Origin of the sequence: Modicisalibacter muralis (genome assembly GCF_900102945.1) — a bacterium.
GTDB lineage: Bacteria > Pseudomonadota > Gammaproteobacteria > Pseudomonadales > Halomonadaceae > Modicisalibacter > Modicisalibacter muralis.
The window spans coordinates 91013-113225 of sequence record NZ_FNGI01000012.1 but is presented as its reverse complement, the minus strand read 5'-3'; the positions used below and the strand labels follow the sequence as shown (position 1 = coordinate 113225).

The following is a 22213-nucleotide window of genomic DNA, read 5'->3' as shown; positions in this document are numbered from 1 at the left end:
GAGCCGACCCCATGAAAGATTTGGTGAAAGTCCTCAAATCGCAGGCACAGTCCGAAGAGTTCGACGCGATCAAGATTACCCTCGCGTCGCCGGACATGATCCGCTCCTGGTCTTACGGCGAGGTCAAGAAGCCGGAAACCATCAACTACCGTACCTTCAAGCCGGAGCGTGACGGCCTGTTCTGCGCCAAGATTTTCGGGCCGGTGAAGGACTACGAGTGCCTGTGCGGCAAGTACAAGCGCATGAAGCATCGCGGCATCATCTGCGAGAAGTGTGGCGTCGAAGTGACCAAGGCCGCGGTACGCCGCGAGCGCATGGCGCATATCGAACTGGCTTCGCCGGTTGCCCACATCTGGTTCTTGAAGTCGTTGCCGTCGCGCATCGGTATGTTCCTCGACATGACCCTGCGTGATATCGAACGTGTGCTGTACTTCGAGAGCTTCGTGGTCATCGATCCGGGCATGACCACGCTCGAGCGCGGACAGCTGCTCAACGACGAGCAGTACTTCGAGGCGCTCGAAGAGTTCGGCGACGATTTCGACGCGCGCATGGGCGCCGAGGCCGTTCAGGCCCTGCTCAAGGATATCGACCTCGGCGAAGAGATCGATCGCCTGCGCGAGGAGATTCCGCAGACCAACTCCGAGACCAAGATCAAGAAGCTTTCCAAGCGCTTGAAGCTATTGGAAGCCTTCTACAAGTCCGGCAACGCGCCGGCGTGGATGGTCATGGAAGTGCTGCCGGTACTGCCGCCGGACCTGCGTCCGCTGGTGCCGCTCGATGGCGGCCGCTTCGCGACCTCGGACCTAAACGATCTGTATCGCCGGGTGATCAACCGCAACAACCGCCTGAAGCGTCTGCTCGACCTCAATGCGCCGGATATCATCGTGCGCAACGAGAAGCGCATGCTGCAGGAATCCGTCGATGCGCTGCTCGACAACGGTCGTCGTGGCCGCGCCATCACCGGTTCCAACAAGCGTCCGTTGAAGTCGCTGGCCGACATGATCAAGGGCAAGCAGGGGCGTTTCCGCCAGAACCTGCTGGGCAAGCGCGTCGACTATTCCGGCCGCTCGGTGATCACCGTGGGCCCGACCTTGCGCCTGCATCAGTGTGGTCTGCCCAAGAAGATGGCGCTCGAGCTGTTCAAGCCGTTCATCTATTCCAAGCTGCAGTCCAGCGGCCAGGCGTCGACCATCAAGGCCGCCAAGAAGATGGTCGAGCGCGAACTGCCTGAGGTGTGGGACATCCTCGCCGACGTCATTCGTGAACACCCGGTGCTGCTCAACCGCGCGCCGACCCTGCACCGCCTGGGCATTCAGGCCTTCGAGCCGCTGCTCATCGAAGGCAAGGCGATCCAGTTGCACCCGCTGGTTTGTGCCGCCTATAACGCCGACTTCGACGGCGATCAGATGGCCGTGCACGTGCCGCTGACGCTGGAAGCCCAGCTCGAAGCGCGCGCGCTGATGATGGCCACCAACAATGTGCTGTCGCCGGCCAACGGCGAGCCGATCATCGTGCCGTCCCAGGACGTGGTGCTGGGTCTGTACTACATGACCCGCGAACGGATCAACGCCAAGGGCGAGGGCATGGTGTTCGCCAACCTCAAGGAAGTCGAGCGTGCCTTCGGTACCCAGAGCGTATCGATGCACGCGCGGGTCAAGGTGCGTCTGACCGAGTTCGTGGCGGAAGAAGACGGTGGCGAACTCATCGAGAGGACCTCGATTTTCGATACCACCGTGGGCCGTGCGCTGCTGTTCCGCATTCTTCCCAAGGGCGCGCCTTTCGAGCTGGTCGACCAGCCGATGAAGAAGAAGGCGATCTCGCGGCTGATCAACGAGGTCTATCGCCGCAGTGGCCTCAAGGACACGGTGATCTTCGCCGACCAGCTGATGTACACCGGCTTCCGCCTGGCGACCTGGTCCGGCGCCTCGATCGGCGTCAACGACTTCGTCATCCCCGAGGCGAAGAAGGAAATCGTCGACGCGGCCGAGGATGAGGTCAAGGAGATCGAGGATCAGTTCTCCTCGGGCCTGGTCACCGCCGGCGAGAAGTACAACAAGGTCATCGATATCTGGTCCAAGGCCAACGACAAGGTGGCCAAGGCGATGATGGCGGGTATCTCCAAGGAGACCGTGGTCAATCGCGAGGGCAAGAAGGTCGAGCAGGACTCGTTCAACAGCGTGTTCATCATGGCCGACTCCGGCGCGCGTGGTAGCGCCGCGCAGATCCGCCAGCTGGCCGGCATGCGTGGCCTGATGGCCAAGCCGGACGGCTCGATCATCGAAACGCCGATCGTCGCCAACTTCCGTGAGGGCTTGAACGTACTGCAGTACTTCATCTCGACTCACGGCGCGCGTAAGGGCCTGGCGGATACGGCACTCAAGACCGCCAACTCCGGTTACCTGACCCGTCGCCTGGTCGATGTCGCCCAGGATCTGGTGATCACCGAACCCGATTGCGGCACCGAGGAAGGCCTGACCCTGCACCCGGTCATCGAAGGCGGCGATATCATCGTCTCGCTGGCGCAGCGTGTGCTGGGTCGCGTGGTGGCCCAGGACGTCATCGATCCGGCCACCGACGACGTGCTGATCGCGCGCGGTACGCTGCTCGACGAAGCCTGGTGCGAGCAGCTCGACACCATGGGCGTCGACGAGATCGTGGTGCGCAGCACCATCGCCTGTGAAACCCCGCACGGCGTGTGCTCGGCCTGTTACGGTCGCGATCTGGCGCGCGGTCATCAGGTCAACATCGGCGAAGCGGTGGGCGTCATCGCCGCGCAGTCGATCGGCGAGCCGGGTACCCAGTTGACCATGCGTACCTTCCACATCGGTGGCGCCGCCTCGCGCGCCTCGGCGGTGGACAGCGTGCAGGTCAAGCACGGTGGCAAGGTGCGTCTGCACAACATCAAGTACGTCGAGCGTGGCGACGGCAAGCTGGTGGTGGTGTCGCGCTCCAGCGCGCTGGCGATCGCCGACGATCATGGGCGCGAGCGCGAGTACTACAAGCTGCCCTACGGCGCCGAGCTGTCGGTCAAGGACGGCGCGCCGGTCGAGGGTGGTCAGGTGGTGGCCAAGTGGGATCCGCACACCCACCCGGTGGTGGCCGAGGTGCAGGGCAAGGCCCAGTACATCGACATGGACGAAGGCGTTTCCATCCACCGCAGCGTGGACGAAATGACCGGGCTGTCCTCCATCGAGGTGATCGAGTCCGCGGCGCGTCCGGCATCCGGCCGCGACAAGCGTCCGATGATCATGCTCCAGGATGAAGCGGGCGAGCATGTGACGTTGCCGGGCTCCAATACGCCGGTGCAGTATCTGCTGCCCGGCAAGGCGATCGTCTCCGCCGAAAACGGTGCCAGCATCGGCGTCGGCGAGGTCATCGCGCGTATTCCGGTCGAGGCGTCCGCCAACAAGGACATCACCGGTGGTCTGCCGCGCGTCGCCGACCTGTTCGAGGCGCGCAAGCCCAAGGAGCCGGCGATTCTCGCCGAGATCTCCGGCGTGATCAGCTTCGGCAAGGAGACCAAGGGCAAGCGGCGTCTGGCGATCACCCCGGAATCCGGCGATCCGTTCGAAATGCTGATTCCGAAATGGCGTCAGATCAGCGTGTTCGAGGGCGAGACCGTCGAGAAGGGTGAAGTCATCTCCGATGGCCCGAGCAACCCGCACGACATCCTGCGCCTGCTCGGCGTCGCGGAGCTGGCCAAGTACATCACCACCGAAATCCAGGAGGTTTACCGCCTCCAGGGCGTGGGCATCAACGACAAGCACATCGAGGTGATCGTGCGTCAGATGCTGCGCAAGGTGGAGGTGACCGATGCCGGCGATGCCGACTTCATCCCCGGCGACCAGGTCGAACTGGTGCGGGTGGTGGAAGAGAACGCGCGCATGGCCGAGGGCGAAAAGTTCCCGGCCAAGTACGAGCGCGTACTGCTGGGCATTACCAAGGCCTCGTTGGCCACCGAATCGTTCATCTCCGCGGCCTCCTTCCAGGAGACGACCCGCGTGTTGACCGAGGCAGCGGTGACCGGCAAGCGCGATTACCTGCGCGGCCTGAAGGAAAACGTGGTGGTGGGACGTCTGATCCCGGCCGGTACCGGCCTGACCCACCATGCGGAACGTCGCCGTAAGCGCGAAGAAGCTGATCGCACGCAGCATCCGTCGGCCTACGATGTCGAGCAGGAGCTGGGTGCTCAGCTTACCGCTCTCGACGCGGACGACGACGAGTTGTAAAGCGCCGTTTCGTGTTGGCCGGCCCCCTTGGGGCGCCGGCCTTGACGCGGATCGCCGCCAGACATTAGAATGCGCAGCCTTTAACAGTGGGGCGGGTACGCCCCTATCTGCTGAAAAAGCGCTGAATGGGCAAGGCAACCACTGGAGTCAGCTAGACATTATGGCAACGATCAATCAGCTCGTGCGCAAGCCGCGCAAGCGCCCGGTCGCCAAGAGCGACGTGCCGGCGCTGCAGGCTTGTCCGCAGCGTCGCGGGGTTTGTACCCGCGTTTACACCACTACCCCGAAGAAGCCGAACTCCGCACTGCGTAAAGTGTGCCGCGTTCGCTTGACCAACGGGTTCGAAGTGGCTTCCTACATCGGCGGTGAAGGTCACAACCTGCAGGAGCACTCCGTGGTCCTGATTCGCGGTGGCCGCGTCAAGGACTTGCCGGGTGTGCGTTATCACACCGTGCGCGGGGCCCTCGACACCTCCGGTGTGCAGAATCGTAAGCAAGGCCGTTCCAAGTACGGCACCAAGCGTCCCAAGGCCTGAGGCCGAGCGTCGCTCACTAAAGAATCGCAATGGTCGGATAAGAGTAAGGTCGGGCCCCGCGCGAATTGCGCGAAGGTGTCTCGGGTTTACCTGAAGGACCCTTTACTGAGGGCTTATCATGCCTAGAAGAAGAGTTGCCGCTAAGCGCGAAATCCTCCCGGATCCGAAATTCGGAAGCGAGCGCCTGGCGAAGTTCATGAACCACCTGATGGTCAGTGGCAAGAAATCCATCGCCGAGCGTATTGTTTACGGCGCGCTGGACAGGGTTGCCGAGCGTGGCAAGGACGCGCCGCTGGACATCTTCGACAAGGCGCTGGAAGCCATCCAGCCGATGGTCGAGGTCAAGTCCCGCCGTGTCGGTGGTGCGACCTATCAGGTGCCCGTGGAAGTTCGCCCCTCGCGTCGCCAGGCGTTGGCCATGCGCTGGTTGGTGGATGCCGCCCGCAATCGTGGCGAAAAGACCATGGTGCAGCGTCTGGCCGGTGAAATGCTCGATGCCGCTGAAGGCAAGGGTGCTGCTGTGAAGAAGCGTGAAGACGTGCATCGCATGGCAGAAGCCAACAAGGCCTTCTCGCACTATCGTTTCTAAGTGCGTCGCTTCTAAACACTGCTGCCAACCAACGGGAGTTTCATCGTGGCACGCAAGACTCCACTCAAGCGTTATCGCAACATCGGTATCGTTGCCCACGTCGACGCCGGCAAGACCACCACCACCGAGCGTGTGTTGTTCTATACCGGTGTCAACCACAAGCTGGGCGAGACCCATGAAGGTGCATCCACGACCGACTGGATGGAACAGGAGCAGGAGCGGGGGATCACCATTACCTCGGCTGCTGTAACGACCTTCTGGAAAGGCATGAACCACCAGTTCGATGAGCATCGTGTCAATATCATCGACACCCCGGGGCACGTCGACTTCACCATCGAAGTCGAGCGCTCGCTGCGCGTACTCGATGGTGCCGTGGTGGTGTTGTGCGGCAGCTCCGGCGTGCAGCCGCAGACCGAGACTGTCTGGCGTCAGGCCAACAAGTACGAAGTGCCGCGCATGGTGTTCGTCAACAAGATGGACCGTGCCGGCGCTGACTTCTTCATGGTCGTCGATCAGTTGAAGAGCCGTCTGGGCGCCAATGCCGTGCCGATCCAGATCAACTGGGGTACGGAAGAAGACTTCAAGGGCGTCGTTGACCTGGTCGAGATGAAGGCGATCCTGTGGAATGAGGCTGACAAGGGTACCACCTACGAGTTGGTGGATATCCCGGCCGAGCTGCAGGAGACCGCCGAGAAGTATCGCGAAGAAATGGTCGAAGCCGCCGCCGAGGCCACCGAAGAGCTGATGGACAAGTACCTCGAAGAGGGCGAGCTGACCAACGATGAGATCAAGGCGGGGCTGCGTCGCCGTACCCTGGATAACGAGATCGTGTTGGTGACTTGCGGCTCGGCGTTCAAGAACAAGGGCGTGCAGGCGGTGCTGGACGGTGTTGTCGAGTACTTGCCGTCGCCCACCGAGGTCAAGGCCATCGAGGGTGAGCTGGACGACAAGGACGGCACCATCGCCACGCGCGAAGCGGACGACAGCGCCCCCTTTTCGGCGCTGGCGTTCAAGATCGCCACCGACCCGTTCGTCGGCACCCTGACCTTCATTCGCGTCTATTCGGGCGTGCTGAAGTCGGGCGACAGCGTCTACAACTCCGTAAAGGAGAAGAAGGAGCGTGTCGGCCGTATCGTGCAGATGCACGCCAATACACGCGAAGAGATCAAGGAAGTTCTCGCCGGCGACATCGCGGCCTGCATCGGCCTCAAGGACGTCACTACCGGCGACACCCTGTGCGATCTCAACGACAAGATCGTGCTCGAGCGCATGGAGTTTCCGGCGCCGGTGATCTCCGTGGCCGTCGAGCCGAAGTCCAAGCCCGACCAGGAAAAGATGGGTATCGCGCTGGGCAAGTTGGCCCAGGAGGACCCCTCGTTCCAGGTCAGGACCGATGAAGAGACCGGCCAGACCATCATCTCCGGGATGGGTGAGTTGCATCTCGATGTTCTCGTCGACCGCATGCGTCGCGAGTTCAAGGTCGAAGCCAACATCGGCAAGCCACAGGTCGCTTATCGCGAGACGATCCGTGGCAAGGTCGAGCAGGAAGGTAAGTTCGTTCGTCAGTCGGGCGGTCGCGGTCAGTACGGTCACGTACACCTGCGTATCGAGCCGTTGACGGCCGAAGACAAGGGCGAGGACGAGGATCTGCATTTCAAGTTCGCGTCCGAAATCGTCGGTGGCGCGGTTCCCAAGGAATACGTGCCGGCCGTCGAGAAGGGAGCCCATGAACAGCTCCAGAACGGTGTCATCGCGGGTTACCCGATGATCGACGTCAAGGTCACGCTGTTCGACGGCTCCTTCCACGACGTGGACTCCAACGAGACCGCGTTCAAGATCGCCTCTTCCATGGCGGTCAAAGAAGGCGCTCGCAAGGCCAAGGCCGTGTTGCTGGAACCGGTGATGAAGGTCGAAGTCGTGACCCCCGAGGAGTTCATGGGTGATGTCATGGGCGACCTGAACCGCCGCCGTGGTCTTGTACAGGGCATGGATGACTCTTCCTCGGGCAAGATCATCCGCGCCACGGTTCCGTTGGCTGAGATGTTCGGTTACGCGACCGATCTGCGTTCTCAAAGCCAGGGCCGCGCAAGCTACACCATGGAGTTTGCGAGTTACGAAGAGGCGCCGTCCAGCGTCGTCGAAGCCGTCATCAACCAGAACGGTTAACCGTTAGCTAACGTAAAGAGGTTATAGCAGTGGCTAAGGAAAAATTTGAGCGTTCCAAACCGCACGTCAACGTCGGCACCATCGGTCACGTCGATCACGGCAAGACCACGCTGACTGCGGCCCTGACCCGCGTTTCCGCCGAAGTCTTCGGCGGCGACTGGAGTGCTTTCGATACTATCGATAACGCACCCGAAGAGCGTGAGCGCGGTATCACCATCGCGACATCTCACGTCGAGTATCAGTCCGAGGCGCGTCACTACGCCCACGTCGACTGCCCGGGTCACGCTGACTACGTCAAGAACATGATCACCGGTGCGGCCCAGATGGACGGCGCAATCCTGGTGTGCAGCGCGGCTGACGGCCCCATGCCGCAGACTCGCGAGCACATCCTGCTGTCGCGTCAGGTTGGTGTTCCGTACATCGTCGTGTTCCTCAACAAGGCCGACATGGTCGACGATGAGGAGTTGCTCGAGCTGGTCGAAATGGAAGTTCGCGAACTCCTCGACCAGTACGATTTCCCGGGCGACGACACGCCGATCATCATCGGCTCCGCGTTGATGGCGCTGGATGGCAAGGATGACAACGGCATGGGCACCACCGCCGTCGCCAACCTGATCAAGGCGCTCGACGATTACATTCCGGAGCCGGAGCGTGCCGTCGATCAGCCGTTCCTGATGCCGATCGAAGACGTGTTCTCGATCTCCGGTCGCGGTACCGTGGTCACCGGTCGTGTCGAGCGTGGCATCGTGCGCACCGGCGATGAAGTTGAAATCGTTGGTATTCGCGACACCACCAAGACCACCGTTACCGGTGTCGAGATGTTCCGCAAGCTGCTCGACGAAGGTCGTGCCGGTGAGAACGTCGGCGCCCTGCTGCGTGGCACCAAGCGTGACGACGTCGAGCGTGGCCAGGTACTGGCCAAGCCGGGTTCGATCACGCCGCACACCAAGTTCGAGTCCGAGGTCTACATCCTGTCCAAGGAAGAAGGTGGTCGTCATACGCCGTTCTTCAAGGGCTATCGTCCGCAGTTCTACTTCCGTACCACCGACGTGACCGGTACCTGTGAGCTGCCGGAAGGCGTCGAGATGGTCATGCCGGGTGACAACGTACAGATGGTCGTCACCCTGATCGCACCGATTGCCATGGAAGACGGCCTGCGCTTCGCCATTCGCGAAGGCGGTCGTACCGTGGGCGCCGGTGTCGTCGCCAAGATCGTCGAGTAAGTCGTAACCGCTTGATGACCGAAGGGGCTCCGCATGGAGCCCCTTTTCTGCGCATGATTGACTCTCGATGTCAGCATGCCTATAATGCGCATCCTTTAAATGCGTGGGTAGACGGCTCGCGCCGTTACATCCATTGGAGTTTAGGGCTAATGCAGAACCAGAAGATTCGCATTCGGTTGAAAGCCTTCGACCATCGCCTGATCGACCAGTCCGCACAAGAAATCGTGGATACCGCGAAGCGTACAGGTGCCCAGGTGCATGGCCCGATCCCGCTGCCAACCAATCGTGAGCGCTACACCATTCTGATCTCGCCGCACGTCAACAAGGACGCGCGCGATCAGTATGAGATCCGCACTCACAAGCGCGTGCTCGACATCGTCGAGCCGACGGAGAAGACCGTCGACGCGCTAATGAAACTCGACCTCGCCGCTGGCGTGGACGTCCAGATCAAGCTCGATTAACCACACTAGTCACTCGCGGCCCAGCGCTCCGTTTTAAGAATCAGGAGCAGCAGCCGCCACGCCGGGACGGCGTCATACAATGTGCTAGTGGAATGCTCTGGAAAGGGCAGCCATAGCGGGTGACAGCCCCGTACACTATTAGGAGACTGAACATGACTATCGGTTTAGTCGGTAAGAAGAGCGGTATGACCCGCATCTTCACCGAGGATGGCGCATCCGTGCCGGTAACCGTTATCGAGGTTGAGCCCAACCGCGTGACTCGTGTCAAGACCGTTGAAAGCGACGGTTATAGCGCGGTTCAGGTGACAACCGGCTCCCGCAAGGCCAAACACCTGTCCAAGGCCGCCGCTGGCCAGTTTGCCAAGGCAGGTATCGAGGCCGGTCGTTCGCTGATGGAGTTCCGCCTTTCCGAAGGTGACGAGGCTCCGCAAGTGGGCGGCGAATTCACCGTATCCCTCTTCGAAGCTGGTCAAAAGATCGACGTGACCGGCACCTCCAAGGGCAAGGGCTTCCAGGGCGCCGTCAAGCGCTGGAACTTCCGCACCCAAGACATGACCCACGGCAACTCCTTGTCCCACCGTGCGCCTGGCTCCATCGGTCAGTGTCAGACTCCGGGGCGCGTATTCAAGGGCAAGAAAATGGCCGGCCAGATGGGCAATGTTCGCTGCACCGTCCAGAGCCTGGAAGTCGTGCGTGTCGACGCTGAACGCAACTTGCTGCTGATCAAGGGCGCCGTACCCGGTGCACCGGGCAGCGATGTCGTCGTTCGCCGTGCCGTCAAAGCTCGCTGAGGGGTAAAGACCGATGAATCTTAATCTTGCAGGTGCTGATGCCGGCACTGTCGAAGTCGCCGACGCCACCTTTGGCAAAGAATTCAATGAAGCGCTGGTACATCAGGTAGTCACTGCCTATCTGGCGGCGGGCCGTCAGGGTACCCGCGCTCAGAAGACCCGTTCCGAGGTGCGCGGCGGTGGCAAGAAGCCGTGGCGCCAGAAGGGCACCGGTCGTGCGCGTGCCGGTACCATTCGCTCTCCGCTGTGGCGTAGTGGTGGTGTGACCTTTGCGGCGCGTCCTCAGGACTACACCCAGAAGGTCAACCGCAAGATGTACCGTGCGGCGATGCGCTCGATTCTCTCCGAGCTGGTGCGTCAGGAGCGTCTGGTGGCCGTCGAGTCGTTCGTGGTCGAGGTGCCGAAGACCAAGCAGCTGATCGCACAGCTCAAGGAGCTCGATCTGGAGAAGGTGCTGATCGTCACCGAGGAAGTCGACGAGAAGCTCTATCTCGCCGCTCGCAACATTCCCAACGTGGATGTGGTGGACGTCGCCGCTGCCGATCCGGTGAGCCTGGTCGCCTTCGACAAGGTGCTGGTTACCGTCTCCGCCCTGCGTAAATTCGAGGAGAAGCTGGCATGAACCAGGAACGCTTATTCAAGGTTCTGCTCGGACCGCACATGACCGAGAAAGCCGCTTTCGCCGCCGAGAACAATCAGTACGTGTTCAAGGTGGCCAGCGACGCGACCAAGCCCGAGATCAAAAAGGCCGTCGAGGCGCTTTTTGACAAGAAGGTCGATCGCGTTCAGGTCCTGAACATGAAGGGCAAGACCAAGCGCACCGCCCATGGTGTCGGCATGCGCAAGGGCTACCGCAAGGCCTATGTCACACTGGCCGCGGGCGAGACCCTCGAAGACTTCTCTGGCGCCGAATAAGGGCAGGAGTACGGATCATGGCAGTAGTTAAAACCAAACCCACATCCGCCGGTCGTCGCCACCTGGTCAAGGTTGTCAACGACGAAATCTACAAGGGCCGGCCGCATGCCGCGCTGTTGGAGAAAAAGTCCAAGTCCGGCGGGCGTAACAATCGCGGTCGCATCACGACCCGGCACGTTGGTGGCGGTCATCGTCAGCATTATCGCCTGGTCGATTTCAAGCGTAACAAGGATGGCGTTCCCGCCATCGTCGAGCGTCTTGAATACGACCCGAACCGCAGCGCTCACATTGCGCTGCTGAAGTACCTGGACGGCGAGCGTCGCTACGTCATCGCGCCCAAGGGCGTGAAGGCGGGCGATACGCTCGAGTCGGGTGTCAATGCGGCTATCAAGAAAGGTAACACCCTGCCGCTGCGTAACATCCCGGTGGGCTCTACCGTGCATTGCATCGAGCTCAAGCCCGGCAAGGGCGCGCAGATCGCGCGCAGTGCCGGTACCAGTGCCCAGCTGGTCGCACGCGAAGGCAACTACGTCACCCTGCGTCTGCGCTCCGGCGAGACCCGCAAGGTGCTGGCGGAGTGCCGTGCGACGCTTGGCGAAGTGAGCAACTCAGAGCACAGCCTGCGTCAATTGGGCAAGGCCGGCGCCAAACGCTGGCGCGGTGTGCGCCCGACGGTTCGCGGTGTCGCGATGAACCCGGTGGATCACCCGCATGGTGGCGGTGAAGGCCGCACCAGCGGTGGACGTCATCCGGTGAGCCCGTGGGGCGTTCCCACCAAGGGCCACAAGACCCGTAAGAACAAGCGCACCGACAAACTCATTATTCGTCGCCGCAAGGCTCGGAACTGAGATTAAAAGTCTAGACATCAAGAGGTAACGGCTGTGCCACGTTCACTGAAGAAAGGTCCTTTCATTGACCTTCATCTGCTGAAGAAGGTTGAGACTGCAGTGGAAAAGAACGACCGCAAACCGATCAAGACCTGGTCGCGGCGTTCGATGATCCTGCCCAACATGGTCGGGCTCACCATTGCTGTCCATAACGGTCGCCAACACGTCCCGGTGCATGTCTCCGAGGAAATGGTTGGCCACAAGCTGGGCGAATTCGCTGCCACCCGCACCTATCGCGGTCATGTGGCGGACAAGAAAGCCAAACGGTAAGCCAGAGAGGATTGAGAGATGGAAGTCACAGCTAAGCTGCGTGGCGCTCGTTTATCCGCCCAGAAGGCCCGTTTGGTGGCTGACCAGGTGCGCGGTAAACCTGTCGCCGAGGCGCTCGACCTGCTGACCTTCTCACCGAAGAAGGCTGCCAAGCTGGTCAAGAAGACGCTTCAGTCCGCCATTGCGAATGCGGAAGAAAACAACGGCATGGACATCGACGAGCTGCGCGTCTCGACCATCTGTGTCGATGAGGGCATGACGCTCAAGCGCATCCAGCCGCGTGCCAAGGGCCGTGCGGATCGCATTTTGAAGCGCACTTGTCACATCACCGTCAAGGTAGCCGAGAAGTAGGAGTCGACCAGATGGGTCAGAAAGTAAATCCGACAGGTATTCGGCTGGGTATCGTCAAGGACCACACTTCGGTCTGGTATGCCGAGCGCGGTGCTTATGCCGACAAGTTGAACAGCGATCTCGAAGTGCGCGGCTTTCTCGAGCAGCGCCTCAAGAACGCCTCCGTGAGCCGTATCACCATCGAGCGTCCCGCGAATAACGCGCGGATCACCATTCACACCGCCCGTCCGGGCATCGTGATTGGCAAGAAGGGTGAAGACGTCGATCGACTGCGCCGCGACGTCGCCCAGATGATGGGCGTGCCGGTGCACGTCAACATCGAGGAAGTCCGCAAGCCCGAACTCGACGCCGCGCTCGTCGCGCAGAACATCGCCGGCCAGCTCGAGCGTCGCGTGATGTTCCGCCGCGCCATGAAGCGCTCCGTGCAGAACGCCATGCGCCTGGGCGCCGGCGGTATCAAGATCATGTTGTCAGGTCGTCTCGGTGGTGCGGAAATCGCCCGTACCGAGTGGTACCGCGAAGGTCGTGTGCCCTTGCACACCCTGCGCGCGGACATCGACTACGCGACCTATGAAGCTCACACCACCTACGGCGTCATCGGCGTCAAGGTGTGGATCTTCAAGGGTGAAATCCTCGGGGGCATCGAAGAGGTGCGGGCCAAGCAGAAGCAGCAAGGCGCCCAGCCCGCACCCAAGAAGAAAGGTTCCAAGTAAGGGGAGATGTAGTCGATGTTGCAACCTAAGCGCATGAAATTCCGCAAGATGCAGAAAGGCCGCAATCGTGGCCTGGCGCATCGCGGAAGCAAGGTGAGCTTCGGCGAATTCGGCCTGAAAGCCACCGGTCGTGGGCGCATCACCGCGCGCCAGATCGAAGCCGGTCGTCGTGCCATCACGCGTCACGTCAAACGTGGCGGCAAGATCTGGATCCGGGTCTTCCCGGACAAGCCGATCACCAATAAGCCGCTGGAAGTCCGTATGGGTAAGGGTAAAGGCTCCGTCGAGTATTGGGTCGCGCAGATCCAGCCCGGCAAGATGCTCTACGAGATCGAAGGGGTCTCCGAGGAGCTGGCCCGTGAAGCCTTTGGCCTCGCGGCGCAGAAGATGCCCTTGTCCACCACCTTTGTGAAACGGACGGTGATGTGATGAAAGCTCAGGAAATTCGCGAAAAATCGGTCGACGCGCTGCAGGAGCAGCTCTTTGAGCTCCTCCGCGAGCAGTTCAATCTGCGTATGCAGAAGGCCACCGGTCAGCTGAGCCAGACCCATCTGCTCAAGCAGGTACGCCGGGATATCGCCCGCGTGAAGACTGTGCTCAACGAGAAGGCAGGTGACTGAGATGGCCGAAGAGAAGAAAACCCGTACGCTCACCGGCAAGGTGGTGAGCGACAAGATGGACAAGTCCATCGTGGTCATGATCGAGCGCCGCGAGCGTCATCCGATCTATGGCAAATACGTGAAGCGCTCCACCAAGCTGCACGCCCATGACGAGGCGAACCAGGCGAAGGACGGCGATACGGTTTCCATTCAGGAATGCCGCCCGCTGTCGAAGAAAAAAGCCTGGACGCTGGTTGAGGTGGTCGAGCAGGCCAAGGGCTGAGTTCGGCAAGCGCCTTCAAAACCAGTGCAGTCAGATTAGGTTTGGAGAAAACCGATGATTCAGACTCAGACAATGCTGGATGTCGCCGACAACAGCGGTGCGCGCCGGGTGCAATGCATCAAGGTGCTGGGCGGTTCACACCGCCGCTACGCTCGCGTGGGTGACATCATCAAGGTGACGGTGAAAGAAGCTATCCCGCGTGGCAAGGTCAAGAAAGGCCAGGTCATGAAGGCGGTGGTGGTTCGCACCCGTAGCGGCGTCCGTCGTCCCGACGGGTCGTTGATTCGCTTCGACGGAAATGCGGCGGTTCTGTTGAACAACACCAACGAACAGCCGATCGGCACCCGTATCTTCGGACCGGTTACTCGTGAACTTCGTACCGAGAAGTTTATGAAGATCATTTCCTTGGCGCCTGAAGTGCTGTAAGGAGCGAGGCGGATATGCAAAAGATCAAACGTGACGATGAAGTGATCGTCATTGCCGGCAAGGACAAGGGTAAGCGTGGCACGATCAAGCGCGTCCTCCAGGACAGTCGCTATGTCGTGTCCGGTGTGAACATGATGAAACGCCACACCAAGCCCAACCCCATGCTGGGCAACCAGGGGGGTATCGTCGAGCGCGAGGCTCCGATTCACGCGTCCAACGTGGCCATCTTCAATGCGGAGACCGGCAAGGCGGATCGCGTCGGCTTCCAGGTTTCGGAAGACGGTACCAAGGTACGTATCTACAAGTCGACGCAGAAGCAGATCGACGCCTAACGCGAGTCGGGTAGCAAAATGGCGAACTTGAAAGAACGTTATCAAAACGAGGTGGTGGCTGGGCTCAGAGAACAGTTCAGTTACGCCAACGTGATGCAGGTGCCCCGGATCACCAAGGTGACCCTCAACATGGGCATCGGCGAAGCGACCAGCGACAAGAAGCTGATCGACAATGCCATCGGTGACCTGGAGAAGCTCTCCGGTCAGAAGCCGATCGTCACCAAGGCACGCAAATCCATCGCGGGCTTCAAGGTCCGTGAAGGATGGCCGATCGGGATCAAGGTCACGCTGCGCAGTGAGCGCATGTGGGACTTTCTGGATCGCCTGGTGAACATCGCGATTCCCCGCGTACGTGACTTCCGGGGTCTCAACCCGAAGTCCTTCGACGGGCGTGGCAACTACTCAATGGGTGTGCGTGAGCAGATCATCTTTCCGGAGCTCGAGTATGATAAGATCGACCGGATTCGTGGTCTGGATGTAACCATCACCACCACTGCCAACAGCGATGAAGAAGGCCGTGCGCTGCTGAGCGCGCTGAACTTCCCGTTCAAGAAATAAGGGTGGGATCATGGCAAAGAAAAGCATGATAGAGCGTGAGCTCAAGCGCGCGAAGCTGGTCGACAAATATGCCGCCAAGCGTGCCGGGCTCAAAGCTATCATCAGCGACGTCAACGCTTCTGACGAAGAGCGCTTCGACGCACAGCTCAAGCTGCAGTCGTTGCCGCGCGACTCCAGTCCGGCACGCCAGCGTAACCGCTGCCGCGTCACCGGGCGTCCGCACGGCTTCTACAACAAGTTCGGGCTGGGCCGTAACAAGCTGCGTGAAGCCGCCATGCGTGGCGATGTCCCTGGACTCAAGAAGTCCAGCTGGTAACGCCACGTCGAGAATCAGGAGCGCAACGTAATGAGTATGCAAGATACGCTGGCGGATATGTTTACTCGTATCCGCAATGCGCAGATGGCCACCAAGGAGGCGGTTGCAATGCCGTCCTCCAAGCTCAAGGTTGAGGTGGCCCGCGTATTGAAGCAGGAAGGCTATATCAGCGACTTCGCGGTTGCTGAAGGCGCCAAGCCAGAACTGTCCGTGACCCTCAAGTATTTCGAGGGCAAGCCGGTCATCGAACACATCCAGCGCGTTTCCAAGCCGTCCTTGCGCATCTACAAGGGCAAGGGCGAGTTACCGAAAGTCGCGGATGGCTTGGGTGTCGCGATCGTCTCCACCTCTCAAGGTGTGATGACCGATCGTGCGGCGCGTCAGGCCGGTGTCGGTGGTGAAGTCATCTGCACCGTATTCTAGGAGTGACGTAATGTCCCGCGTAGCCAAGTATCCGGTTAAATTGCCCAACGGCGTTGAAGCCAAGCTCGACGGCGATAAGCTCACCGTCAAGGGCGGTCAGGGCTCGCTCGGCATGACCGTTCACCCCGATGTGGTGATCGGCCAGGAAGACGGCCAGCTGACCTTCAACCCGAGCGAGAAAGCCAAGAGCTGGGCAATGGTCGGCACAACACGCGCACTGGTCCAGAACATGGTCACTGGTGCGTCCGAGGGCTTCAGCAAGTCTCTCGAGATCAACGGCGTCGGCTATCGTGCCCAGGCAAGTGGCAAGACGCTAAACCTGACACTGGGCTTCTCCCACCCGGTCGAGTACACGCTGCCTGAGGGTGTCACGGCGGAAACGCCGAAGAACACCACCATCGTGCTGAAGAGCGCGGACAAGCAGCAGCTCGGCCAGGTCGCCGCGGAAATCCGCGCCTTCCGTCCGCCCGAGCCCTACAAGGGCAAGGGTATCCGGTACGGCGACGAGCAAGTCCGCCGCAAAGAAGCCAAGAAGAAGTAAGGCAGGGTTATGAACGCGAAGAAAGAATCTCGTCTCCGTCGTGCCCGCCGCGCTCGCGCCAAGATCCGCGAGCTGGGCGTGTATCGCCTGTGCGTCAACCGTACCCCGCAGCACATCTACGCGCAGATTATCTCGCCGGATGGTGGCAAGGTACTGGCCAGCGCCTCCACGCTGGACAAGTCCCTGCACGAGGGCGGTACCGGCAACGCCGACGCCGCCTCCAAGGTGGGTGCGTTGATTGCCGAACGCGCCAAGCAGGCAGGCATCACTCAGGTAGCCTTCGATCGTGCCGGGTTCAAGTACCACGGCCGCGTCAAGGCCCTGGCCGACGCCGCTCGTGAAGGCGGCCTGGAATTCTAAAGGGTTTTACGATGGCGAAGAACGAACAGAACAGCGGAGATCTGCAAGAGAAGCTCGTGCAGGTCAACCGCGTCGCCAAGGTGGTCAAGGGTGGCCGTATTTTCGGCTTCACTGCCTTGACCGTCGTTGGCGATGGCAATGGTCGTGTCGGCTTCGGTCGTGGCAAGGCACGTGAAGTGCCGGTCGCGATCCAGAAGGCGATGGACCAGGCGCGCCGCAACATGATCAAGGTCAGCCTCAGTGGCCATACCCTGCAGTACCCGGTCAAGGCCCGTCACGGCGCCTCCAAGGTGTACATGCAGCCGGCCTCCGAAGGTACCGGAATCATCGCTGGTGGCGCCATGCGCTCCGTGCTCGAACTGGCCGGCGTCCATGACGTTCTGGCCAAGTGCTACGGCTCCACCAATCCGGTGAACGTGGTGCGTGCGACCATCAATGGTCTCTCCGCCATGCAAGCTCCGGATGACATCGCCGCCAAGCGCGGTTTGTCCGTCGAAGAGATCGCGGGGTAAGGCACCATGGCAGCTTTGATCAAAGTTACACAGATCCGTAGCACTATCGGTGTTCTGAGCAAGCACAAGGCCACCATGAAGGGCCTCGGGCTGCGCCGCATCGGTCATACGGTCGAGTTGGAAGACACCCCTGCCGTGCGCGGCATGGTCAACAAGGTCAACTACCTTGTGCGTCTCGAGGGAGAGTAATCCATGAAACTCAATAGCCTGAGCCCGGCACCGGGTTCCAAGCACGCCGCGAAGCGCGTCGGCCGTGGCATCGGCTCCGGTCTGGGCAAGACCGGTGGCCGTGGTCACAAGGGTCTGAAGTCTCGCTCCGGCGGCAGCGTGAAGCCCGGTTTTGAGGGCGGGCAGATGCCATTGCAGCGCCGCCTGCCGAAGTTCGGCTTCACGTCGATGAAGTCGCTGGTCAGCGAAGAAGTGCGTTTGAACGAGTTGGCCAAGGTCGACGGCGACGTCGCCGATCTGGCAGCGCTGAAGAAGGCCAACGTGCTCAAGGATGCCACGCGATTCGCGAAGGTGATCCTCTCCGGCGAACTGAACAAGGCGGTTACCGTCCGCGGTCTCAAGGTCACCAAGGGTGCCCGTGCCGCGATCGAAGCCGCTGGTGGCAAGGTAGAGGACTAAATGGCTAAGTCAGGAAACGTGCCGGCATCGGGAAGCGGGTTGAGTGAGCTGTGGGCGCGTTTGCGCTTTGTGTTCATCGCCCTTGTGGTGTACCGGATCGGTGCCCATATCCCCGTGCCCGGCATCAATCCTGACCAGCTCGCTGCCTTGTTCAGGGAAAATCAGGGCACCATCCTGAGCCTGTTCAACATGTTCTCGGGTGGTGCGCTGGAGCGCATGAGTATCCTCGCGTTGGGCATCATGCCCTATATCTCCGCGTCGATTATCATGCAACTCCTGACAGCGACCTCGCCTCAGCTCGAGCAGCTGAAGAAGGAGGGTGAGGCCGGCCGTCGCAAGATCAGTCAGTACACGCGCTATGGCACCGTCGTACTGGCATTGATTCAAGCGACCGGCATGGCAGTCGGTCTGGTTGGGCAAGGCGTGACCTATACCAGTGACTTCAGCTTCTACTTCACGGCGATCGTCTCGTTCGTCGCCGGTGCGGTGTTCCTGATGTGGCTAGGCGAGCAGATCACCGAGAAGGGGATCGGCAACGGCATTTCATTGCTTATCTTCGCGGGGATCGTCGCAGGGCTGCCTGGCGCGATCGGCCAGTCCTTCGAACTGGCGCGCAACGATGGCGCGTGGAACGTCCTGCCGCTACTGGCACTGACCATTCTGGCGATCGCCACCGTGGCCTTCGTGGTGTTCATTGAGCGCGGCCAGCGCCGCATCACGGTGAATTATCCGCGTCGCCAGGTCGGCAACAAGATGTATGCGGGTCAGAGCAGCTATCTGCCGCTCAAGGTCAACATGGCCGGTGTCATTCCGGCGATCTTCGCCTCGAGCATCCTGCTGTTCCCGGCGTCGATCGGCCAGTGGGTCGGCTCGGCCGATGGCTTCCAGTGGTTGCAGGTGGCTTCGCAATCGTTGGCGCCTGGGCAGCCCCTGTATATCTTGCTTTTCGCCGCGGCGGTGGTATTCTTCTGCTTCTTTTATACGGCGTTGGTCTTCAATCCCAAGGATGTGGCCGACAATTTGAAGAAGTCAGGTGCCTTCCTGCCGGGTATTCGTCCTGGTGAGCAAACCGCTCGCTATGTCGACAAGGTCATGACTCGTTTGACGTTGTTTGGCGCATTGTACATCACAGCCGTTTCCCTGATGCCTCAATTCCTGATCGTAGCGTGGCAGGTTCCGTTCTTCTTCGGCGGAACCTCGTTGCTGATCGTGGTCGTGGTCATCATGGATTTCATGGCCCAGGTACAGTCGCATCTCATGTCGAACCAGTACGAGTCGGTGATGAAGAAATCCAACCTGAAAGGCTACGGTAGCGGCGGCCTGATGCGCTGAAGCGCGGCCGCACGCATATTGGAGAGAACGATGAAAGTTCGAGCTTCCGTCAAGAAAATGTGCCGTAACTGCAAGATTATTCGGCGTAATGGCGCGGTTCGCGTCATTTGCATCGAACCGCGGCACAAGCAGCGTCAGGGCTAAGTCCTGATACTGATTGAAAGTGGGCGCCGGCATACCCCTCTTGTCTTCGCAAAGACAAAGGGGTATGCTATTGCGCCCTTTGTGGATGACTAACCGAGCAAGCCGCTCAAATTTCGGAGTAAGCTGATGGCCCGTATTGCAGGCGTCAACATCCCGGACAACAAGCATGCGGCGATCTCGCTGACCTATATCTTCGGGATTGGCCGCACTCGTGCACAGGCAGTCTGTGCATCAGCCGGCATCGCGCCGACCAGCAAGATCCAGGATCTGTCCGCTGAAGAGCTGGACACCCTGCGTACTGAAGTCGGCAAGTACACCGTTGAAGGCGACCTTCGTCGTGATGTGACGCTGAATATCAAGCGTCTCATGGACCTGGGTTGCTATCGTGGTCTGCGCCATCGTCGTGGTCTTCCGTTGCGCGGTCAGCGCACCAAGACCAATGCGCGTACCCGTAAGGGCCCGCGCAAGCCGATTCGCAAATAATACGCACGTTCTGGCGTTTAGACAGGAAGAAACATCAACATGGCTAACCCGCGCAGTAACCGTAAAAAGGTTAAAAAGCAGGTAGTGGATGCGGTTGCCCACATCCATGCCTCTTTTAACAACACGATCGTGACGATCACAGACCGCCAGGGCAACGCTCTCTCTTGGGCGACTGCCGGTGGTTCGGGTTTTCGTGGTTCTCGCAAGAGCACCCCGTTCGCTGCTCAAGTAGCAAGCGAGCGTGCAGCGACCGCTGCAGCCGAGTATGGTGTGAAAAACGTAGACGTGCTGGTCAAGGGCCCCGGTCCTGGCCGTGAGTCCGCCGTGCGCGCATTGAATGCCGCCGGTTTTCGCGTGCAAAGCATCACTGACGCGACGCCCGTCCCCCACAACGGCTGCCGTCCGCCTAAGAAACGCCGCGTTTAAGGAGACAGACTCATGGCTCGTTATATTGGACCGAAGTGCAAACTGTCTCGTCGCGAGGGAACCGACCTCTTTCTGAAGAGCGGTGTCACTCCCTTCGAGAAGAAGTGCAAATCCGAGCAGATTCCGGGTGTGCACGGCCAGCGCCGTCAGCGTCTTTCCGACTACGGCTTGCAGCTTCGCGAGAAGCAGAAAGTACGTCGCATGTATGGCGTGCTCGAGAAGCAGTTCCGCAACTACTACAAGGAAGCGGCCCGCATGAAGGGCGCGACCGGCGAGTTGTTGCTGCAGCTCCTCGAATCCCGACTCGACAACGTCGTCTACCGTATGGGCTTTGGCTCCACGCGCTCGGAAGCGCGTCAGCTCGTCAGCCACCGGGCGATCGTCGTCAATGGCCGCAGCGTCAATATCGCGTCCTACCAGGTCAAGCCCGGCGACGTCGTCGCCGTTCGTGAAAAGGCCAAGAACCAGGCGCGCATTCAGCATTCGCTGCAGTTGGCTGGCCAGCGCGGCGACGTGACCTGGGTCGATGTCGATTCCAAGAAGATGGAAGGCACTTTCAAGGCTGTCCCGGAACGCGGCGACCTGTCTGCCGACATCAACGAAAACCTGATCGTCGAACTGTACTCGAAGTAAGCGCGGAACAATCCGCGTTACGCCGAACCCGCCTGGCGGGTTCGGCTCAGAGTACCGAGTATCCGTTTGGCAGCCTGAAAGGTGTTCATATGCAGCGTTCAGTGACAGAGTTTCTCCGTCCTCGCGACATCAAGGTCGAAGAGATCAGCGCGCACCACGCGAAGATCGTTCTCGAACCGTTCGAGCGCGGCTTCGGTCACACCCTGGGGAATGCTCTGCGTCGCATCCTGCTGTCTTCCATGCCCGGCTGCGCCGTGGTGGAAGCAGAGATTACCGGTGTCGATCACGAGTACAGCGCGATCGAAGGCGTCCAGGAAGATGTCATCGAAATCCTCCTGAATCTCAAGGACGTGGCGATCAAGATGCATAGCCGCGATGAGGCCGTGCTGGCGCTGAACAAGCAAGGCCCTTGCGTTGTGACCGCCGGCGATATCGCCACCGATCATGACGTCGAGATCGTCAATCCGGAGCACGTGATCGCCCACGTCAACGAAGGCGCCGAGCTGAAGATGCAGCTCAAGATCGCCCGGGGTCGTGGCTATGAGCCCGCCGACACGCGTGTCGAGGCGGAGGACGAGTCGCGGGCCATCGGTCGCTTGCAGTTGGATGCGACCTTCAGCCCCGTGCGTCGGGTTTCCTATGCCGTCGAAGCGGCGCGTGTCGAACAGCGCACTGACCTCGACAAGCTGGTCATCGATCTGGAAACCGATGGCACCCTGGATCCGGAAGAGGCGATCCGTCGCAGCGCGACCATCCTGCAGGATCAGTTGGGCGCGTTCGTCGATCTGGAAGCCGACAAGGAACAGGAAGTCGAAGAGGAAGAGGATCACATCGATCCCATCCTGTTGCGCCCCGTAGACGATCTCGAGTTGACCGTCCGCAGTGCCAACTGCCTCAAGGCCGAGAATATCTATTATATCGGCGATCTGATTCAGCGCACCGAAGTCGAGCTGTTGAAGACACCGAACCTCGGTAAGAAGTCCTTGAATGAAATCAAGGACGTACTGGCAGCGCGCGGTCTTTCTCTCGGCATGCGGCTGGAGAATTGGCCGCCGGCGAGCCTGAAGGACGACAAGGCCTCCGCGTGA

The 22213-nt window shown here is 60.4% G+C and carries 32 protein-coding genes; all 32 read left to right on the top strand.

The window, feature by feature from the left end; translation table 11 throughout:
• Positions 1 to 11: 11 nt before the first annotated feature.
• Positions 12 to 4229, top strand: coding sequence for a DNA-directed RNA polymerase subunit beta' (gene rpoC, locus BLR92_RS17370; RefSeq protein WP_089730543.1), 4218 nt, complete (start codon positions 12 to 14; stop codon positions 4227 to 4229).
• Between the two features lie 160 nt (positions 4230 to 4389).
• Positions 4390 to 4764 (top strand): 30S ribosomal protein S12, encoded by a 375-nt coding sequence (gene rpsL, locus BLR92_RS17365; protein ID WP_089730542.1) that lies wholly within the window; start codon positions 4390 to 4392, stop codon positions 4762 to 4764.
• A gap of 118 nt (positions 4765 to 4882) precedes the next feature.
• Positions 4883 to 5353 (top strand): 30S ribosomal protein S7, encoded by a 471-nt coding sequence (rpsG, locus tag BLR92_RS17360; RefSeq protein ID WP_089730541.1) that lies wholly within the window; start codon positions 4883 to 4885, stop codon positions 5351 to 5353.
• Positions 5354 to 5398: 45 nt separating this feature from the next.
• Positions 5399 to 7519: an elongation factor G gene (gene fusA, locus BLR92_RS17355; protein ID WP_089730540.1), complete on the top strand. Its 2121-nt coding sequence runs from the start codon at positions 5399 to 5401 to the stop codon at positions 7517 to 7519.
• Between the two features lie 29 nt (positions 7520 to 7548).
• The gene (tuf, locus tag BLR92_RS17350) at positions 7549 to 8742 is read left to right on the top strand and encodes an elongation factor Tu (protein ID WP_089730539.1); all 1194 of its coding nucleotides are present in this window, start codon (positions 7549 to 7551) and stop codon (positions 8740 to 8742) included.
• 149 nt (positions 8743 to 8891) lie between these two features.
• The gene (gene rpsJ, locus BLR92_RS17345) at positions 8892 to 9203 is read left to right on the top strand and encodes a 30S ribosomal protein S10 (protein WP_089730538.1); all 312 of its coding nucleotides are present in this window, start codon (positions 8892 to 8894) and stop codon (positions 9201 to 9203) included.
• A gap of 152 nt (positions 9204 to 9355) precedes the next feature.
• Positions 9356 to 9994, top strand: coding sequence for a 50S ribosomal protein L3 (rplC, locus tag BLR92_RS17340; protein ID WP_089730537.1), 639 nt, complete (start codon positions 9356 to 9358; stop codon positions 9992 to 9994).
• A gap of 13 nt (positions 9995 to 10007) precedes the next feature.
• Positions 10008 to 10616 carry a 50S ribosomal protein L4 gene (gene rplD / locus BLR92_RS17335; RefSeq protein ID WP_089730536.1) on the top strand — a complete coding sequence of 203 codons (609 nt, stop codon included), beginning with the start codon at positions 10008 to 10010 and terminating at the stop codon, positions 10614 to 10616.
• Positions 10613 to 10909 carry a 50S ribosomal protein L23 gene (gene rplW, locus BLR92_RS17330; protein WP_089730535.1) on the top strand — a complete coding sequence of 99 codons (297 nt, stop codon included), beginning with the start codon at positions 10613 to 10615 and terminating at the stop codon, positions 10907 to 10909. The genes rplD and rplW overlap by 4 nt, the downstream gene beginning before the upstream one ends.
• A gap of 17 nt (positions 10910 to 10926) precedes the next feature.
• Positions 10927 to 11757 carry a 50S ribosomal protein L2 gene (gene rplB, locus BLR92_RS17325; protein WP_089730534.1) on the top strand — a complete coding sequence of 277 codons (831 nt, stop codon included), beginning with the start codon at positions 10927 to 10929 and terminating at the stop codon, positions 11755 to 11757.
• A gap of 33 nt (positions 11758 to 11790) precedes the next feature.
• Positions 11791 to 12066, top strand: coding sequence for a 30S ribosomal protein S19 (gene rpsS / locus BLR92_RS17320; RefSeq protein WP_089730533.1), 276 nt, complete (start codon positions 11791 to 11793; stop codon positions 12064 to 12066).
• Positions 12067 to 12084: 18 nt separating this feature from the next.
• A complete protein-coding gene (gene rplV / locus BLR92_RS17315; RefSeq protein ID WP_089730532.1) occupies positions 12085 to 12417 on the top strand; it encodes a 50S ribosomal protein L22 in 333 nt (110 codons plus the stop codon).
• An 11-nt stretch (positions 12418 to 12428) separates the two neighbouring features.
• Positions 12429 to 13130, top strand: a complete 702-nt coding sequence (gene rpsC / locus BLR92_RS17310) for a 30S ribosomal protein S3 (RefSeq protein ID WP_089730531.1) — start codon at positions 12429 to 12431, stop codon at positions 13128 to 13130.
• Between the two features lie 15 nt (positions 13131 to 13145).
• Positions 13146 to 13559 carry a 50S ribosomal protein L16 gene (rplP, locus tag BLR92_RS17305; protein WP_089730530.1) on the top strand — a complete coding sequence of 138 codons (414 nt, stop codon included), beginning with the start codon at positions 13146 to 13148 and terminating at the stop codon, positions 13557 to 13559.
• A complete protein-coding gene (rpmC, locus tag BLR92_RS17300) occupies positions 13559 to 13750 on the top strand; it encodes a 50S ribosomal protein L29 (protein WP_072824360.1) in 192 nt (63 codons plus the stop codon). Before rplP ends, rpmC begins: the two co-directional genes overlap by 1 nt.
• A gap of 1 nt (position 13751) precedes the next feature.
• Positions 13752 to 14012, top strand: coding sequence for a 30S ribosomal protein S17 (rpsQ, locus tag BLR92_RS17295; protein ID WP_089730529.1), 261 nt, complete (start codon positions 13752 to 13754; stop codon positions 14010 to 14012).
• Between the two features lie 54 nt (positions 14013 to 14066).
• A complete protein-coding gene (gene rplN / locus BLR92_RS17290; RefSeq protein ID WP_089730528.1) occupies positions 14067 to 14438 on the top strand; it encodes a 50S ribosomal protein L14 in 372 nt (123 codons plus the stop codon).
• Positions 14439 to 14452: 14 nt separating this feature from the next.
• Positions 14453 to 14770, top strand: coding sequence for a 50S ribosomal protein L24 (gene rplX / locus BLR92_RS17285; RefSeq protein WP_089730527.1), 318 nt, complete (start codon positions 14453 to 14455; stop codon positions 14768 to 14770).
• Between the two features lie 18 nt (positions 14771 to 14788).
• Complete coding sequence (gene rplE, locus BLR92_RS17280; protein WP_089730526.1) at positions 14789 to 15328, top strand: 50S ribosomal protein L5; 540 nt, start codon at positions 14789 to 14791, stop codon at positions 15326 to 15328.
• 10 nt (positions 15329 to 15338) lie between these two features.
• Positions 15339 to 15644, top strand: coding sequence for a 30S ribosomal protein S14 (gene rpsN, locus BLR92_RS17275; RefSeq protein WP_089730525.1), 306 nt, complete (start codon positions 15339 to 15341; stop codon positions 15642 to 15644).
• 30 nt (positions 15645 to 15674) lie between these two features.
• Complete coding sequence (rpsH, locus tag BLR92_RS17270) at positions 15675 to 16067, top strand: 30S ribosomal protein S8 (protein WP_089730524.1); 393 nt, start codon at positions 15675 to 15677, stop codon at positions 16065 to 16067.
• A 10-nt stretch (positions 16068 to 16077) separates the two neighbouring features.
• On the top strand, positions 16078 to 16608 hold the full coding sequence (gene rplF, locus BLR92_RS17265; RefSeq protein WP_089730523.1) for a 50S ribosomal protein L6: 531 nt from the start codon (positions 16078 to 16080) through the stop codon (positions 16606 to 16608).
• A gap of 9 nt (positions 16609 to 16617) precedes the next feature.
• Positions 16618 to 16968, top strand: coding sequence for a 50S ribosomal protein L18 (gene rplR, locus BLR92_RS17260; protein WP_089730522.1), 351 nt, complete (start codon positions 16618 to 16620; stop codon positions 16966 to 16968).
• An 11-nt stretch (positions 16969 to 16979) separates the two neighbouring features.
• Positions 16980 to 17480 (top strand): 30S ribosomal protein S5, encoded by a 501-nt coding sequence (gene rpsE / locus BLR92_RS17255; RefSeq protein WP_089730521.1) that lies wholly within the window; start codon positions 16980 to 16982, stop codon positions 17478 to 17480.
• 6 nt (positions 17481 to 17486) lie between these two features.
• The gene (rpmD, locus tag BLR92_RS17250) at positions 17487 to 17669 is read left to right on the top strand and encodes a 50S ribosomal protein L30 (RefSeq protein ID WP_089730520.1); all 183 of its coding nucleotides are present in this window, start codon (positions 17487 to 17489) and stop codon (positions 17667 to 17669) included.
• Positions 17670 to 17672: 3 nt separating this feature from the next.
• The gene (gene rplO / locus BLR92_RS17245) at positions 17673 to 18107 is read left to right on the top strand and encodes a 50S ribosomal protein L15 (RefSeq protein ID WP_089730519.1); all 435 of its coding nucleotides are present in this window, start codon (positions 17673 to 17675) and stop codon (positions 18105 to 18107) included.
• The gene (gene secY, locus BLR92_RS17240) at positions 18108 to 19439 is read left to right on the top strand and encodes a preprotein translocase subunit SecY (protein ID WP_089730518.1); all 1332 of its coding nucleotides are present in this window, start codon (positions 18108 to 18110) and stop codon (positions 19437 to 19439) included.
• A gap of 30 nt (positions 19440 to 19469) precedes the next feature.
• Positions 19470 to 19583: a 50S ribosomal protein L36 gene (gene rpmJ / locus BLR92_RS17235; RefSeq protein WP_009099023.1), complete on the top strand. Its 114-nt coding sequence runs from the start codon at positions 19470 to 19472 to the stop codon at positions 19581 to 19583.
• Positions 19584 to 19709: 126 nt separating this feature from the next.
• The gene (gene rpsM / locus BLR92_RS17230; protein WP_089730517.1) at positions 19710 to 20066 is read left to right on the top strand and encodes a 30S ribosomal protein S13; all 357 of its coding nucleotides are present in this window, start codon (positions 19710 to 19712) and stop codon (positions 20064 to 20066) included.
• Between the two features lie 39 nt (positions 20067 to 20105).
• A complete protein-coding gene (gene rpsK / locus BLR92_RS17225; RefSeq protein ID WP_011505752.1) occupies positions 20106 to 20492 on the top strand; it encodes a 30S ribosomal protein S11 in 387 nt (128 codons plus the stop codon).
• Between the two features lie 12 nt (positions 20493 to 20504).
• On the top strand, positions 20505 to 21125 hold the full coding sequence (rpsD, locus tag BLR92_RS17220; RefSeq protein ID WP_089730516.1) for a 30S ribosomal protein S4: 621 nt from the start codon (positions 20505 to 20507) through the stop codon (positions 21123 to 21125).
• An 89-nt stretch (positions 21126 to 21214) separates the two neighbouring features.
• The gene (locus BLR92_RS17215; protein WP_089730515.1) at positions 21215 to 22213 is read left to right on the top strand and encodes a DNA-directed RNA polymerase subunit alpha; all 999 of its coding nucleotides are present in this window, start codon (positions 21215 to 21217) and stop codon (positions 22211 to 22213) included.